Annotated in this window: 11 protein-coding genes; 1 reads left to right on the top strand and 10 read right to left on the bottom strand. The window is 55.6% G+C overall.

From position 1 onward, the window contains the following. Positions 1 to 174: 174 nt before the first annotated feature. Both mngB and mngA read right to left on the bottom strand, forming a co-directional pair. Positions 175 to 2,805: a mannosylglycerate hydrolase gene (mngB, locus tag RVY89_RS12495; RefSeq protein ID WP_484825492.1), complete on the bottom strand. Its 2,631-nt coding sequence runs from the start codon at positions 2,803 to 2,805 to the stop codon at positions 175 to 177. A gap of 23 nt (positions 2,806 to 2,828) precedes the next feature. Continuing rightward, positions 2,829 to 4,745 carry a PTS 2-O-a-mannosyl-D-glycerate transporter subunit IIABC gene (gene mngA / locus RVY89_RS12500; RefSeq protein WP_484825493.1) on the bottom strand — a complete coding sequence of 639 codons (1,917 nt, stop codon included), beginning with the start codon at positions 4,743 to 4,745 and terminating at the stop codon, positions 2,829 to 2,831. 170 nt (positions 4,746 to 4,915) lie between these two features. Here mngA and RVY89_RS12505 point away from each other — a divergent pair, with 170 nt between their 5' ends. Further along, the gene (locus RVY89_RS12505) at positions 4,916 to 5,632 is read left to right on the top strand and encodes a GntR family transcriptional regulator (RefSeq protein WP_484825494.1); all 717 of its coding nucleotides are present in this window, start codon (positions 4,916 to 4,918) and stop codon (positions 5,630 to 5,632) included. An 83-nt stretch (positions 5,633 to 5,715) separates the two neighbouring features. On the opposite strand, the gene sucD is transcribed toward RVY89_RS12505, so the two are convergent. The 8 genes from sucD to sdhC form a co-directional block, all read right to left on the bottom strand. After that, positions 5,716 to 6,585 carry a succinate--CoA ligase subunit alpha gene (sucD, locus tag RVY89_RS12510; protein ID WP_008501094.1) on the bottom strand — a complete coding sequence of 290 codons (870 nt, stop codon included), beginning with the start codon at positions 6,583 to 6,585 and terminating at the stop codon, positions 5,716 to 5,718. Then, positions 6,585 to 7,751 (bottom strand): ADP-forming succinate--CoA ligase subunit beta, encoded by a 1,167-nt coding sequence (gene sucC, locus RVY89_RS12515; protein ID WP_047347067.1) that lies wholly within the window; start codon positions 7,749 to 7,751, stop codon positions 6,585 to 6,587. Before sucC ends, sucD begins: the two co-directional genes overlap by 1 nt. 117 nt (positions 7,752 to 7,868) lie before the next feature. Beyond that, a complete protein-coding gene (odhB, locus tag RVY89_RS12520) occupies positions 7,869 to 9,089 on the bottom strand; it encodes a 2-oxoglutarate dehydrogenase complex dihydrolipoyllysine-residue succinyltransferase (RefSeq protein WP_008501093.1) in 1,221 nt (406 codons plus the stop codon). Between the two features lie 14 nt (positions 9,090 to 9,103). After that, on the bottom strand, positions 9,104 to 11,911 hold the full coding sequence (gene sucA / locus RVY89_RS12525; protein WP_121425437.1) for a 2-oxoglutarate dehydrogenase E1 component: 2,808 nt from the start codon (positions 11,909 to 11,911) through the stop codon (positions 9,104 to 9,106). A 269-nt stretch (positions 11,912 to 12,180) separates the two neighbouring features. Further along, on the bottom strand, positions 12,181 to 12,897 hold the full coding sequence (gene sdhB, locus RVY89_RS12530) for a succinate dehydrogenase iron-sulfur subunit SdhB (RefSeq protein WP_008501090.1): 717 nt from the start codon (positions 12,895 to 12,897) through the stop codon (positions 12,181 to 12,183). 15 nt (positions 12,898 to 12,912) lie between these two features. Then, positions 12,913 to 14,679, bottom strand: coding sequence for a succinate dehydrogenase flavoprotein subunit (gene sdhA, locus RVY89_RS12535; RefSeq protein WP_003858619.1), 1,767 nt, complete (start codon positions 14,677 to 14,679; stop codon positions 12,913 to 12,915). After that, a complete protein-coding gene (gene sdhD / locus RVY89_RS12540) occupies positions 14,679 to 15,026 on the bottom strand; it encodes a succinate dehydrogenase membrane anchor subunit (protein ID WP_008501088.1) in 348 nt (115 codons plus the stop codon). The genes sdhA and sdhD overlap by 1 nt, the downstream gene beginning before the upstream one ends. Next, complete coding sequence (sdhC, locus tag RVY89_RS12545) at positions 15,020 to 15,424, bottom strand: succinate dehydrogenase cytochrome b556 subunit (protein WP_020684965.1); 405 nt, start codon at positions 15,422 to 15,424, stop codon at positions 15,020 to 15,022. The genes sdhD and sdhC overlap by 7 nt, the downstream gene beginning before the upstream one ends. Between the last annotated feature and the right edge of the window lie 547 nt (positions 15,425 to 15,971).

Consider the following 15,971-nt stretch of genomic DNA (forward strand, 5'->3'; position numbering starts at 1 on the left):
TCAACGAGGAACAAACCATAAAGCGTAGTCGGGCCAGGTTATTTTTCCATTGTATTTATGCAACCCTTCGAAATTACATTTAATTTACTTTTAACACCTCATAAGTTAACACCGCTGTGTGACTATTTAATGAAAAAAGGCTGCCCTGGATGCAGCCTTTTCTTATCACGGTACTCAAACGATAAGAATACTAAAGGTTCGCGACTGCCCCGGCCTGAATACCCCGGCTATCCCCTCTTCTTCACCGTGGTCCATCAGCCGTTCATTCATGTCCGTTTCGCAGCACCGCTTCACCGCCGGATTCACGGATAGCGTCGCGTCACATGCGCTGGACTGTGAAGGGTTGAACAGACGAAGAATCAGCTCATCACGGTCTTCCGCTTTTTTGAGCGCACTGAGTACGCATCCCGTTGGCGAAAGCGCTAACAGGCTGTAACTTTCCGGCGTGGTCAACGACGCGCGATTCAGCTTCATTGCATCCCAGGGGATCTTGTTATAACACTGCACCGGCGTTAACCACGATTTAGCCTGCTGCGCGACACCCGCGTTTTCCGGCGTGCCGCTGAAGCTGAAGAGGCTAAAGCGACAGGTTAATGGCCCGCACAGCTGAGAGTCAGGAACAGGTATTTTGATCCCCGAAGGTCTACCAGGACGCAACAGCAAATCTTCTTTCCCGAGAAGGCCCACGCCGCGCAACAAGGTTAAGGCGAATGCTTTTTTGTCATCACCCACCACTTCAAACTCACGCAGCCCCTCGGTGAATAACGCAAGTCCGTTTCGTTTTTCCTGCAGAACGGCATAGTTGAGTAAATTCCAGACGGGAACCGGCGCTTCTTTCCAGCCCTCCTCCTGCCAGTTTTGCATCGCCGGGTCCTGCACCGGGCGAGAGATCGCGCCAAACTGCGTATCCGCTAACACTTCCTCTGTCGTAAACGGCGTTGGGATCAGCACGCGAACGCGGTGGTCGTTAGCCTGGTTATCCAGACAGACGGCCACATCAATGCGCCTGCTGTTATGGCTGAGCGTGACGTCAAACTCCACGTTGAGTAAGCCGTTTCGCTGGCGCGCCGCGCGTTCGGCCAGATTTGCCGGAACGGCGATTCGATGGCGGATAGCCGCCCTGCTCTGCCAGCCTTCGTGCGTGACCTCAACCTCATGTTCGCCCTGCGCTGAAGTGAGTCTCCACTCTTCCCGAGAAGGTGAGTAGTCGTACTCGTCGCCATCATCCGAACTATCTTCGATTTCCAGCACGCGGTCATAAATAAGCCCGGTTTCTTTATCGCGCAGGCGCAGCGTGCCGTCGTCATTTAAGTCAATCTGCCAGAAGGCATTTTCAAGTAAGGATTCGGTGTTTTTCACCGCAGAAAGCATCTTCCCGGCCACGTTTGGTTCGATAAACAATGTGCGATAGCCCATCGACGGCAGTATCTGGCTGAGCTGAATATCAAACTCCATAAACGGTTCGTAATTACCGTAGTGAACAATCTGCCGGTCAATAAGGCCGGGGTCGAGCTCGCGCGCGCTGCGGATGAAATACGGGATCTCATTGCCTTTTTCATCGCGCAGTCGGAACTGGCTGGCGCGCAGCCGAATCGTGGTGTTCATTACCTCTTCACGCGGCCAGGGCATCAGGTTGAACATCACCAGCTTATCGGCGTCGCTTTGCGGCATGTTGTCAACAATCTTGCGCATATAGAAACGCACCAGGTTGTCAGCCATATCCTCAGCCAGTTCAAAGCGGGAAACAATCTCGCGATGCACCTTGTCGCTGCAGCAGCAGCCTATGCTGTCATGAGCGTGGTTTTTGAGGATCTCTTTCCACATCTTCTCCAGCAGGCCGTGGTGGTAGTCGAAGCCCAGCGTCCAGGCAAGCGCCGCCAGCGGCTCGAGGATATTGACAATTTTGTTCTCAATACGGGCATGGGCGATTTTAATGTCCATGCGCGTGGAGCCGATGGTCCGGTGAACGCGCATGTATTTCCCGTCGATAAACTCCCCTTTTAGCGTGGCCAGCTCATCGCGGTGCGCGTCGATATAATCAAACACCTCTTCGAACCGACTCATCACAAATTGACGCTGGGGATAGATTTCACGAAGCTTATCCATCACCGCGAAAATGTTCTGCTGCAGCGGCATCTGGTCGTGACCGTTGGGCAGCAAAATCTCTTTGGTGACGGAGGCGTTTTCAAGGACCTCGAAATAGCTGTCGAGCCGTTTTCGCAGCCCCGCTTCGTCCTCCGGTAAGTACTTACCAATCGCGTAGCCCAGCGGCAGTACCTGCGCAGTTACTTCGCTGCCGTCCTGGCTCTGCCAGAGAAATTCGGTTTTATCGGTTCCGTGTCTTTCCGAGCAGCCGCGCCAGAACATCGTGCGGGTGATGCCAAATCCGTTATAGATATGCGGAAGCTGGCTGGACATGCCAAACGAATCCGGCAGATAGCCGATCTTCATCGGCTCGCCGAACGCCATACAGTCACGAATGCCGTACATCAGGTTGCGGACAATCGACTCGCCGCTGACAATCGTGGTATCGGTCTGGGTATACCAGGGGCCTATAATCAGCTTTCCGCGCTCCACAAGCGCTTTCACCCGCGAGCGATTTTCAGGCACGACGGCAAAATAATCCTCCAGCACCGCCGTCTGTCCATCGAGGACATAATATTTATACTCATCATCCTGCTCCAGACGGGTCAGGATCTCTTCAATATTATTGACCAGAAGAATACGCGACTCTTCGGTGGTGAAGTACCACTCACGGTCCCAGTGCATATGCGGCGTGATATGAACGCGAGATACAGCTTTCATCTTCGTTTCCTGTTTGTGCGTTGTTACGGTATGGCGTCTTCAGTGACGTAGTTGCCCTTTTTCACCGCCTGGCGTCGCCAGAGCAGCAGAATAAAGGTGGAGATAGCGGTACCCACCAGCGCCGCGCCAAACCAGCCCGCCGCCGCAACCACACCGCCCAACCCGGCATCGTGAAGTAAAAAGAGAGAGAAAATACCGGCCCCCGGCGTGGACAACCCGATCCCCATCGCGCCGACAATCGCGCCTGTTACCATGGAGCCGAGCACGAATGAACCAATGACGCGAAGCGGATCTTCAATCGCCATCGGAATCGCCCCTTCGGTGATGCCCGCAAGGCCGAGCAGCCAGGTGGATTTACCGGTTTCAATTTCAAACGGTTTAAACAGTTTCGGTGCGAGCAACGTTGACGCCGTAACGGTAAAGGCCGACACCATTTTGACGGAGGCAAAGATGGCATAGGGACCGTATACCCCGTTCGCCATCGCTCCCAGACAGAACGCGTAAGAGGCTTTGTTGACCGGGCCACCCAAATCGAATGAGCACATAAACCCGAGAATCGCTCCCAGAAGCAGCGCATTCGCGCCGGATAGCCCATTAAGCCAGGCGGTGAGCGTAGCATTAAGCCAGGCCACCGGCTCACCGATCACAAACAGCATCAGGCTACCCGCGCCCAGCACGCCAATTACCGGATAGAGATAAAAAGTCAGAAAGCCGTTGTAGCGGCTACTGAGCCGGATGTGGTTTTTCACCCAGCGCATCAGATAGCCCGCGATAAGCCCGCCGACGATAGCGCCGAGAAAACCGGAGCCGATCATGTTGGCAGCAAGACCGGCCGCAAAGCCCGGCGTCAGCGCGGGTTTGTCCGCCAGCGAGTAGGCGGTGTAGGCTGCCAGAACAGGCACCATCAAAATGCCGAGCATGCCGCCGCCAAGCTTGCGATACATCCACAGCCACGAGTTTTCCTGGTCAAACAGGTGCTGCAGGCCAAAGATTTGCGCCAGCAGTACCGATACGGCCAGCACCGTACCGCCGGCGACGATCAGCGGCACCGCAAAAGAAATGCCGCTGAGAAGCGCCTGCTTGAGTTCAGTTTTAACGCTCTTTTTCGTTTCGGTATCGGCCTGTGCATGGCGCGCATCGGTAGAAGGCTTCAGTGCCAGCGCGCGCTCAATAAGCGCTTCTGCATGGCGCAGGGGTTCCGCGACGGGCACGGAAATAGCGGGGATCCTCTGAAAGCGCTCGCTCTCTTTGATCGCCACTTCTGCGGCAAAAATACACGCTTTTGCCTCCTGCAACTGCTCGGCAGTAATGCGCCCTTCAATGCCGTTCGCCCCCTGCTTTTCGACCGCCACGTTGACGCCGAGCTTACGTCCCGCTTTTTCCAAGTACTCTGCGGCCATATAGGTATGCGCGATCCCGGCCGGACAGGCGGTGACGCACACGACGGTTGGTGCATTCACCAGCGTATCAGCCTCGTCTTCCCTGGAGACACCGTTCAGCGCATCAAGCAGATCCTCTGCCGTCTCTGCAACCATAACGCGTTCCCGGAGGGCATCATCGGCCAGGCGAGACGTCAGCGCCGTCAGCACCTGGATATGCGTGGATCCCGCTTCAGCTGGCGGGATGGCAAGCAGGACGATCAGCTCTACCTGTTCAGGGCCGTCCACCCCCTCCCACTCCAGCGGTTCGCACAGCGTAGCAACCGCAAAAGCCGCTTCGTTCACCGCGCTCGATTTACCATGCGGGACAGCCAGCCCTTCACCCAGCGCGGTCGGCCCCAGTGATTCACGACGGTAGACTTCCGCCAGAAATGCATCGCCATCGGTAATTTTGCCCAGCGCCACCAGCCGCATCGTAAGCTGGCGAATGGCCTCATCACGGCTGGCATAGTGCGCCTGCACGCAGACAGCACTGGTGTGGGTCAGAGTCGTCAGGTTCATAAGATCCTCACACGTAAGTTGTAATTGTCTGGCGGCAATTGTGTCAGGCAATACAATACATGTATGTGATCACTTTCACTAATGACGCATATTTGTATTTAATTTGTCTTATTTACAAATTTTAAGCTGAAGGCATAATTCCGTGAAAAGGTATTAGAAAGGCAGATTCTATGGGTAACAAACCGATGTACCGGCAGATAGCCGATGCGCTTCGCGAGAAAATCAACGCGGGTGAGTTAAAACCCGGCGATGCGTTACCGACGGAATCCAGCCTTCAGGAGGCGTTCAACGTTAGCCGTGTAACGGTGAGACAAGCGCTGAAGCTGCTTACGGAAGAACAGATCGTCGAGAGCATTCAGGGCAGCGGCACCTACGTAAAAGAAGAGCGCGTTAACTACGACATTTACCAGCTCACCGGTTTTTACGAAAAACTGGCGGACCGGAACGTGGATACCCACAGCGACGTCAGCGTCTTCGAAGTGGTGAAAGCCGATGAGAGGCTCGCCGCAAGGCTGGCGATCAACCCGGACGATAAAGTCTGGCACGTCAAACGCGTCCGCTTTATCAAACAAAAACCGGTGAATCTGGAAGAAACGTGGATGCCGCTGGCGATGTTCCCCGACCTCACCTGGGAAGTGATGGAGAATTCGAAATACCACTACATTGAGCAGATCAAAAAGCTGGTTATCGATCGCAGCGAGCAGGAGCTGGTGCCGATCATGCCGTCAGAGGAAGCGATCGCCGCGCTGTCGCTCGATCCGGCGAAGCCGATCCTGGAAAAAGTCTCCCGCGGGTTTCTGAAGGACGGACGTGTTTTTGAATACAGCCGCAACGTGTTCAATACCGACGATTACAAGTTCACGCTTGTCGCCAAACGCAGGCAATAAAAAAGGCCGCTTTACAGCGGCCAACCATGTCGAAACGGACATTTTTATACTGCAACGCCCCCCTTTCGGGGAGCAGAGAGGACTTACTTAATGATGGATTTCAGTGCTTCGCCGATATCCGCCAGGCTGCGAACGGTTTTCACGCCTGCGGCTTCCAGCGCTGCGAATTTCTCATCAGCCGTACCCTTACCACCAGCGATGATCGCGCCTGCGTGACCCATACGCTTGCCTTTCGGCGCAGTCACACCCGCGATGTAACCCACAACTGGCTTGGTCACGTGTTCTTTGATGTAAGCAGCCGCTTCTTCTTCCGCGCTACCACCGATCTCACCGATCATCACGATCGCTTCGGTCTGTGGATCTTCCTGGAACAGCTTCAGGATGTCGATGAAGTTAGAGCCCGGGATCGGGTCACCGCCGATGCCCACGCAGGTGGACTGGCCGAAACCGTAGTCGGTGGTCTGCTTAACCGCTTCATAGGTCAGGGTACCGGAACGGGACACGATGCCCACTTTACCCGGCTTGTGAATGTGGCCCGGCATGATGCCGATTTTACATTCGCCCGGGGTGATAACGCCTGGGCAGTTCGGGCCGATCATACGCACGCCTGCTTCATCCAGCTTCACCTTCACGGTCAGCATATCCAGCGTCGGGATGCCTTCTGTGATGGTGATGATCAGTTTGATGCCTGCGTCGATCGCTTCCAGAATAGAGTCTTTGCAGAACGGAGCCGGAACGTAGATCACGGTCGCGGTTGCGCCGGTCGCTTCTACGGCTTCACGCACGGTGTTGAACACCGGCAGGCCCAGATGCGTGGTGCCGCCTTTACCTGGCGTTACGCCGCCAACCATCTGCGTACCATAGGCAATTGCCTGTTCGGAGTGGAAAGTCCCCTGGCTACCGGTGAAGCCCTGGCAGATAACCTTGGTATCTTTATTAATTAAAACTGACATTATTTCCCCTCCACTGCGGCAACAACCTGCTGAGCTGCATCCGTCAGACTTTTCGCTGCAATAATATTCAGGCCGCTGTCAGCCAGTTTTTTCGCGCCGAGTTCAGCGTTGTTACCTTCCAGACGTACAACCACCGGAACGTTAACACCCACTTCTTCTACCGCACCGATGATACCGTCGGCAATCAGGTCGCAACGGACGATACCGCCGAAGATGTTCACCAGAACAGCTTTTACGTTGTCGTCAGACAGGATGATTTTGAACGCTTCGGTTACGCGCTCTTTGGTTGCGCCACCGCCTACGTCGAGGAAGTTTGCTGGCTCACCGCCGTGCAGCTTAACGATGTCCATGGTGCCCATTGCCAGGCCCGCACCGTTAACCATACAGCCGATGTTACCGTCCAGCGCCACGTAGTTCAGCTCCCACTGTGCAGCCTGCGCTTCACGCGGGTCTTCCTGAGACTGGTCGCGCATTTCGCGCAGATCGGACTGGCGGAACAGCGCGTTACCGTCAGCGCCCAGCTTACCGTCAAGGCAGATCAGGTCGCCCTGGGTGGTAATCACCAGCGGGTTGATCTCGATCAGCGCCAGATCGCGTTCCAGGAAGATGTTCGCCAGACCCATGAAGATCTTGGTGAACTGCTGAACCAGCTTGCCTTCCAGGCCCAGCTTGAACGCCAGCTCGCGACCCTGGTAAGGCATTGGGCCCGCCAGCGGATCGATAGCCACTTTGTGAATCAGGTGAGGAGTTTCTTCCGCCACTTTTTCGATTTCCACGCCGCCTTCGGTAGACGCCATGAACACCACGCGACGAGAGCTACGGTCAACAACCGCGCCCAGGTACAGTTCTTTCGCGATGTCGGTCGCCGCTTCCACCAGGATCTGGTTAACCGGCTGGCCGTTCGCGTCCGTCTGGTACGTTACCAGACGCTTGCCGAGCCAATGTTCAGCAAACGCACGAATCTCTTCTTTGCTCTTAACAACCTTCACACCGCCCGCTTTACCACGGCCACCAGCGTGAACCTGACACTTAACTACCCACGGGCCGGCACCGATTTTAGATGCAGCTTCTTCTGCTTCACGCGGGGTAGTACAGGCATAACCCACCGGAGCCGGTAAGCCATACCGGGCAAACAGCTGTTTGGCCTGATATTCATGTAAGTTCATGTGTTCTATCCATCCCTCAGGGTAATCGTTATCTTCAAACCTGTAGACCGGCGCAGTCTGTGTGCCGGATGGCGCTACGCTTATCCGGCCTACAGGGCAGGTGATGCTAAATCGACACTAGACGTCCAGCAGCAGACGCGTTGGATCTTCCAGCAGCTCTTTAATCGCTACCAGGAAGCCCACGGACTCGCGGCCGTCGATCAGGCGGTGGTCGTAAGAGAGCGCCAGATACATCATTGGCAGGATCTCAACTTTACCGTCTACCGCCATCGGGCGATCTTTAATGGCATGCATACCCAGGATCGCGCTCTGCGGCGGGTTAATGATCGGGGTAGACATCAGCGAGCCGAATACGCCGCCGTTGGTAATGGTGAAGTTACCGCCGGTCAGATCGTCTACGGTCAGCTTGCCGTCGCGGCCTTTAACAGCCAGCTCTTTAATGTTCTTCTCGATGTCAGCCATACCTAGGGTATCCACATCACGCAGAACCGGCGTTACCAGGCCACGTGGAGTAGAAACCGCCATGCTGACGTCGAAATAGTTGTGGTAAACCACGTCATCGCCATCGATGGACGCGTTCACTTCCGGGTAGCGTTTCAGCGCTTCAACCACCGCCTTCACGTAGAAGGACATAAAGCCCAGACGGATACCGTGACGTTTTTCAAACGCGTCACCGTACTGCTTACGCAGGTCCATGATTGGCTTCATGTTCACTTCGTTGAAGGTGGTCAGCATCGCGGTGGAGTTTTTCGCTTCCAGCAGACGCTCGGCCACGCGCTTACGAAGGCGAGTCATTGGCACGCGTTTTTCGCTGCGGGCGCCCAGAGCAGGCTGTGCTGCTGGTGCTGCCGCAGGGGCTTTCGCTTCTGCCTGAGCAGGCGCTTTCGCCAGGTGTTTGTCGATGTCTTCACGGGTCAGACGTCCGCCTACACCGGTGCCTTTAATGGCTGCCGGGTCGAGGCTGTGTTCAGCCAGCAGGCGACGGATCGCCGGGCTGAGGGCGTCGTTAGACTGTTCTTCCAGAGAAGCCTGCTGGCGCTGAGCCGGCGTAGAGGCTTTCTCTTCAGACTTCGCGCTGGACTCTTTGCCCGCGCTGTTGCCTTCACGCAGGCGACCCAGGATCTGACGAGAGGTGACGGTGGTACCTTCATCTTCCAGCACCGCGTCCAGAACGCCATCCGCCGAAGCCGGTACTTCCAGTACCACTTTGTCAGTTTCGATTTCTACCAGCACTTCATCGCGCTTAACGGCATCGCCTGGTTTTTTGTGCCAGGTAGCGACGGTCGCATCTGCTACGGATTCAGGCAGGTCGGGAACAAGAATATCTACGCTACTCATTTTGTATCCTTTAATTAATCGACGTTCAGCGCGTCATTGACCAGATCTTGTTGCTGCTTCTGGTGAACGGACATATACCCTACCGCCGGAGAGGCGGAGGCCGGGCGACCTGCATAGCGCAGGGCTGACCCAAATGGAATCACTTCACGGAAATGATGCTGGCTGCAGTACCATGCGCCCTGGTTGAGCGGCTCTTCCTGGCACCAGACAAAATCATGTACGTGAGCATATTGTTTCAGCACTTCCTGCATCGCCTGATGCGGGAACGGATAAAGCTGTTCGATACGCACGATGGCGACATCTTTCTGATCGTTCTTGCGGCGCTGTTCCAGCAGGTCGTAATAAACCTTACCAGAACACATCACCACACGCTTCACGGCCTGCGGATCCAGCTCGTCAATTTCACCGATGGCCGGCTGGAAAGTACCGTTCGCCAGTTCTTCCAGGCTGGACACCGCCAGCGGATGACGCAGCAAGGATTTCGGCGACATCACCACCAGCGGACGGCGCATACCGCGCAGCGCCTGACGACGCAGCATGTGGTAGACCTGAGCCGGAGTGGACGGCACGCAGACCTGCATGTTCTGCTCGGCGCAGAGCTGCAGATAACGTTCCAGACGCGCGGAGGAGTGCTCCGGACCCTGGCCTTCATAACCGTGCGGCAGCAGCATTACCAGGCCACACATACGGCCCCACTTTTGCTCGCCGGAGGAGATGAACTGGTCAATAACCACCTGAGCGCCGTTGGCGAAGTCACCGAACTGCGCTTCCCAGATGGTCAGGGTGCGTGGTTCAGCCGTGGCGTAGCCGTATTCGAAGGCCAGTACCGCTTCTTCAGACAGCACGGAGTCCCAGACCTTGAACTGGCCCTGCCCGTTGTGCACGTGCTGCAGCGGGGTGTAGGTTGAACCGTTGGACTGGTTGTGAACAACCGCGTGACGGTGGAAGAAGGTCCCACGGCCCGCATCTTCACCGGAAAGACGAACCGGAATGCCTTCGTCAACCAGCGTTGCGTAAGCCAGCGTTTCCGCGCCGCCCCAGTCGAACAGCTTCTCGCCTGCCGCCATGGACTGACGGTCAGCGTAGATTTTCTGCACGCGAGACTGCATCTCGATAGCGTCCGGTACGGTGCTGATGCGTTTAGCCAGCTCCTGCAGGCGCTTCATCTCAACCTTGTTCGGGTAGCTCTCATCCCACTCGTGGTTGAGGTACGGCGACCAGGTAAAGGAGTGCATGTTCATCGGACGCAGCTCTTTCACCACGCATTCACCCGCATCCAGCGCGTCGCGGTAGAGGTTGACCATTTCGGTCGCATCTTCCAGCGTCGTCACTTTGTCGCTCTCCAGCTTGTCAGCATAGATTTTGCGCGGGGTCGGATGCTTTTTGATTTTCTGATACATCAGCGGCTGGGTTGCACTTGGCTCATCCGCTTCGTTGTGGCCGTGACGGCGGTAGCAGAAGAGGTCAATGAACACATCGCGTTTAAAGGTATTACGGAAGTCCAGCGCCAGACGGGTAACGAAAGCCACGGCTTCCGGGTCATCCGCGTTAACGTGGAAGATCGGCGCCTGCACCATCTTACCGATGTCGGTGCAGTACGGGGTAGAACGTGCATCCAGCGGGTTAGAGGTGGTGAAGCCCACCTGGTTGTTGATCACGATGCGAACGGTACCGCCCACTTCGTAACCACGCGCTTTCGACATGTTCAGGGTTTCCTGAACCACGCCCTGCCCTGTTACCGCCGCATCACCGTGGATGGTGATTGGCAGCACTTTATTGCTGCTCGGCTCGTCCAGACGATCCAGACGCGCGCGCACGGAACCGATAACCACCGGGCTGACGATTTCCAGGTGTGACGGGTTAAACGCCAGCGCCAGGTGAACCAGACCGCCTTCGGTTTCGATATCCGACGAGAAGCCCATGTGGTACTTCACGTCGCCGGTGCCGAGGTGTTCTTTATGTTTGCCCGCGAACTCGTCGAACAGGTCCTGCGGTTTTTTACCCAGCACGTTGACCAGCACGTTCAGACGACCGCGGTGCGCCATACCCAGCACCACTTCACGGGTGCCGCTCTTGCCTGCGTGACGAATCAGCTCTTTCAGCATCGGCACCAGCGCGTCGCCGCCTTCCAGCGAGAAGCGTTTTGCGCCCGGGAATTTCGCGCCCAGATAGCGCTCAAGCCCTTCCGCTGCGGTCAGTTCGTTCAGGAAGCGTTTTTTCTCGTCAGCCGAGAAGGTCGCGTGGCCCGCTACGGATTCGATGCGCTGCTGGATCCAGCGCTTCTCTTCTGTAGAGGTAATGTGCATGTATTCCGCGCCGATGGAGCCGCAGTAGGTTTGCTTGAGCGCGTCAATCAGATCGCCCAGCTTCATCGTGTCTTTGCCGATGGCAAAGGAACCTACGTTAAAGCTTTCCTGGAAATCGGCCTCGGTCAGATCGTGATACGCCGGATCGAGATCGGCCACACGGTCTTGTTTCCACAGTCCCAGCGGATCGAGATTCGCATGCTGGTGACCGCGGAAGCGATAAGCGTTGATAAGCTGCAGGACTTTAACCTGCTTCGCATTGGTGTCAGGGTCGGAAATCGCAGAAGAGTAACGTGAGGCATCCTTCGCCAGACGACGGAAATAATCACGTGTTTTGGAATGGAATTGATCCGGTTTGACCCCTGTGCCAGGCAACTGCTGGAACATGGAACGCCAGTTTGCGTCCACTGAGTCAGGATCGGTTAAGAAGTCTTCATAGAGCTGTTCTATCCAGCTCTGGTTCGCACCAGAAAGGAAAGAAGAGTCCAGCCAGGCTTTCATTGCGCCGTTCTGCATCGTGATCCCTTAAGCATTTTTATGCTTACTTTCGCCGTAGAAACTACCACGCACACCACGTGTACGTGCCGGGGTTCACCTGCGAGCTCTTTTCATTTGGCCCGCGAAGGAACCTTTAGAAACTGTCTTAAGGGTTTCCCCTCACCCCGACCCTCTCCCGTGGGGAGAGGGGGAAGGTCGTCGGCAGTTTTTAAAGATTTCCTGCAATCTGTTCCCTCTCCCTTTGGGAGAGGGTTAGGGTGAGGGGAACAGCGCCCCCCTCTCACTACTTACGCACTGCGCTGCAGCAGCATCGACTTAATATGGCCGATGGCGCGCGTCGGGTTCAGCCCCTTCGGACACACACTGACGCAGTTCATGATGCTATGGCAGCGGAATACGCTGAAAGCGTCACTCAGTCCTTCCAGACGGCTGTCGGTTTCGGTGTCGCGGCTATCGATCAGGAAGCGATAGGCAGCCAGCAGACCGGCCGGGCCGATAAACTTGTCCGGGTTCCACCAGAACGACGGGCAGGACGTTGAACAGCATGCGCAGAGAATACACTCGTACAGCCCATCGAGTTTTTCACGCTGCTCAGGAGACTGTAAGTGCTCGCGAGCGGGTGGATTTTGCCCATTATTCAATAAGTAAGGCTTAATCTTCTCATATTGTGCATAGAATTGCCCCATGTCTACCACCAAATCACGCACGACCGGCAGGCCTGGCAGAGGACGGATAACAATTTTCTGACCAGGACGCTGCAGCGCTGAAATTGGCGTGATGCAGGCCAGGCCATTTTTGCCGTTCATGTTCACACCGTCAGAGCCACAAACCCCTTCACGGCAGGAGCGGCGGAACGACAGGGTTGGATCTTTTTCTTTCAGCTGGATTAACGCATCCAGCAGCATCATGTCGCGACCTTCTTCCGCTTCCAGGGTGTAGTCCTGCATGCGCGGAGCGTCATCAACATCCGGGTTATAACGATAAACTGAGAATTCGAGTTTCATTATCCTGTCTCCGCATTAGTAAGTACGAATCTTCGGCGGGAACGCCGGACGCAGTTTCGGTTCCATGTTGACGCTACGACGCGTCATGGTTTCCGACTCTGGCAGATACAGGGAATGGCACAGCCAGTTTTCGTCATCACGATCCGGGAAGTCGAAGCGGCTATGCGCGCCACGGCTTTCGGTACGGAAGTTTGCCGACATCGCGGTCGCGAACGCGGTTTCCATCAGGTTATCCAGCTCCAGGCACTCAACGCGCTGGGTGTTGAACTCGCTGGAAGTGTCGTCCAGACGGGCATTTTTCAGACGCTCGCGGATCGCTTTCAGCTGCTCAAGACCTTTGGCCATCGCGTCGCCTTCACGGAATACCGAGAAGTTGTGCTGCATGCATTCCTGCAGCGCTTTGCGGATTTCCACCGGATCTTCGCCGTTACGGTTGCCGTTCCAGCGGTTGAGGCGCTCAAGAGAGGCATCGATTTCGTCGTCGGTTGCGTCACGCAGCGCGCCCTGCTCGGCAATGGATTCCTGCAGATGCAGACCCACCGCGCGACCAAACACCACCAGGTCCAGCAGGGAGTTGCCGCCCAGACGGTTAGCGCCGTGTACGGATACGCAGGCAATTTCGCCTACCGCGAACAGGCCAGGAATGACCACATCTTCGCCCTGCTCGTTCACGGTCAGCGCCTGACCGGTCACTTTGGTCGGAATACCGCCCATCATGTAGTGGCAGGTTGGGATAACCGGAATCGGCTCTTTCACCGGATCGACGTGTGCAAATGTGCGGGACAGTTCCAGGATGCCCGGCAGACGGGATTCCAGAACCTCTTTACCCAGATGGTCGAGTTTCAGCTTCGCGTGTGGACCCCATGGGCCGTCGCAGCCGCGGCCTTCACGGATTTCGATCATGATGGAACGCGCCACCACGTCACGACCCGCCAGGTCTTTCGCATTCGGGGCATAACGCTCCATGAAGCGCTCGCCGTGCTTGTTCAGCAGGTAACCACCTTCACCGCGGCAGCCTTCCGTCACCAGAACGCCCGCGCCGGCGATACCGGTTGGGTGGAACTGCCACATTTCCATATCCTGCACCGGCACGCCCGCGCGGATAGCCATACCGACACCGTCACCGGTGTTGATGTGGGCGTTGGTGGTGGACTGATAGATACGGCCTGCACCGCCGGTCGCCAGCACGGTAGCGCGGGCTTTGAAGTAGACCACTTCACCGGTTTCGATGCACAGCGCGGTACAGCCTACAACTGCGCCATCGGCGTTTTTCACCAGATCCAGCGCATACCACTCGGAGAAGATGGTGGTGTGGTTTTTCAGGTTCTGCTGATACAGGGTGTGCAGCAGCGCGTGACCGGTACGGTCAGCCGCCGCCGCGGTACGTGCCGCCTGCTCGCCGCCGAAGTTTTTCGACTGGCCGCCAAACGGACGCTGATAGATAGTGCCATTTTCCAGACGGGAGAACGGCAGACCCATATGGTCCAGCTCCAGAATCGCTTCGGGGCCGGTTTTACACATATATTCGATGGCATCCTGGTCGCCGATGTAATCGGAACCTTTTACCGTGTCGTACATGTGCCATTCCCAGTTATCTTCATGGGAGTTACCCAGCGCAACGGTGATACCGCCCTGCGCAGACACAGTGTGGGAACGGGTCGGGAAAACTTTAGAGAGCAGCGCACAGGTTTGGCCGCTCTGGGAAATTTGCAGTGCGGCACGCATACCTGCGCCACCGGCACCAATCACAACAGCATCAAATTCTCTGACTGGCAGTTTCATTACACACCCCACACCACAACGAATCCATAAATAACGTAAACCACCAGTGCAACGACAATGGCCAGCTGCAGTGGGAGGCGAATCGCCAGCGGTTTAACGTAATCGGTCAACACCTGCCACATGCCAATCCAGGCATGAATAAGGATGGAGAACAGGGCCAGCAGGGTGAACACTTTGGTGAAGGCGGATCCGAAGAACCCACTCCAGATTTCCCACGTCAGCGTGCCGCTGGTCGCAAAGAAACCGATCATATAGATGATGTAAAGGGTGAGAACGATGGCGGTAGCACGGACCAGGATGAAGTCATGTACGCCGTTGCGTCCTAATGCGGAGGCGTTGCTTACCATACGAGAACTCCTGCGAGAAGTGAAAGCACGACAGTAATCACAAATGAAATGTTAGCGGAGCGTTTCCCGGCTTCGAAAGTCTCTTCCAGGTAGCCAAAGTCCATCAGCATATGGCGAACACCCACGACGACGTGGTACGCCAGCGCGGTAAGAATGCCCCACATGATGAATTTCACGAAGAAGCTGTTCATGATGGCAGAGGCCTGGAGGAATCCTTCAGGGGAAGAGAGGCTGGTGCCCAGTAACCACAACAGAATACCGACCGCCACAAACGTAATCACACCGGACACACGGTGCAGAATGGACGCTATTGCTGTTACAGGGAACCGGATCGTTTTCAGATCCAGATTGACAGGTCTTTGTTTTTTCACATTTCTTATCATGAATAACGCCCACATGCTGTTCTTATTGTTTCCTTCCTCCGGACTGCGATGCGGGTCAAGCAGCGTTCCTTTTCTATAACTGCGCGTCATGCAAAACATTGCTTCCAGATGCTAAAACGACACGTTACAACGCTGGGTGGCTCGGGATTGCAGGGTGTTCCGGAGACCTGGCGGCAGTATAGGCCGTTCACAAAATCATTACAATTAACCTACATACAGTTTGTCGGGTTTTCTCTGGAACAGTGATCAGGGTCACGATAACAACATCTTTTTAATTTTTAATCATCTGATTTGACAAATGTTAAACAATATTGTTACAAACGTCATCAGAAAAGGCATATAATGCGCAAAAGTTATGAGGTCTCACTTTCACCTGACAAATAGTTATGTAACAGTGTGATGGTATTGACCGAAGTTATCAGGACAGTTATTAGTGATATACAGGTTTGAATAATTCGGACTGCAAAAACGCTGATTTGCTGTTGTTTCACTGATATTTCATTTGTTTACCTGCAAGGCGCCATAGCTCTGTACCCTGGTTTGTCCTCGTGAGCTGAGCGGT

The organism is Enterobacter sp. 3U4 (assembly GCF_057224565.1).

Bases quoted from the DNA above. Each gene is read 5' to 3' on its own strand.
- mngB (WP_484825492.1), bottom strand. From the start codon at position 2,805: ATGAAAGCTGTATCTCGCGTTCATATCACGCCGCATATGCACTGGGAC.
- mngA (WP_484825493.1), bottom strand. From the start codon at position 4,745: ATGAACCTGACGACTCTGACCCACACCAGTGCTGTCTGCGTGCAGGCG.
- RVY89_RS12505 (WP_484825494.1), top strand. From the start codon at position 4,916: ATGGGTAACAAACCGATGTACCGGCAGATAGCCGATGCGCTTCGCGAG.
- sucD (WP_008501094.1), bottom strand. From the start codon at position 6,585: ATGTCAGTTTTAATTAATAAAGATACCAAGGTTATCTGCCAGGGCTTC.
- sucC (WP_047347067.1), bottom strand. From the start codon at position 7,751: ATGAACTTACATGAATATCAGGCCAAACAGCTGTTTGCCCGGTATGGC.
- odhB (WP_008501093.1), bottom strand. From the start codon at position 9,089: ATGAGTAGCGTAGATATTCTTGTTCCCGACCTGCCTGAATCCGTAGCA.
- sucA (WP_121425437.1), bottom strand. From the start codon at position 11,911: ATGCAGAACGGCGCAATGAAAGCCTGGCTGGACTCTTCTTTCCTTTCT.
- sdhB (WP_008501090.1), bottom strand. From the start codon at position 12,897: ATGAAACTCGAATTCTCAGTTTATCGTTATAACCCGGATGTTGATGAC.
- sdhA (WP_003858619.1), bottom strand. From the start codon at position 14,679: ATGAAACTGCCAGTCAGAGAATTTGATGCTGTTGTGATTGGTGCCGGT.
- sdhD (WP_008501088.1), bottom strand. From the start codon at position 15,026: ATGGTAAGCAACGCCTCCGCATTAGGACGCAACGGCGTACATGACTTC.
- sdhC (WP_020684965.1), bottom strand. From the start codon at position 15,424: ATGTGGGCGTTATTCATGATAAGAAATGTGAAAAAACAAAGACCTGTC.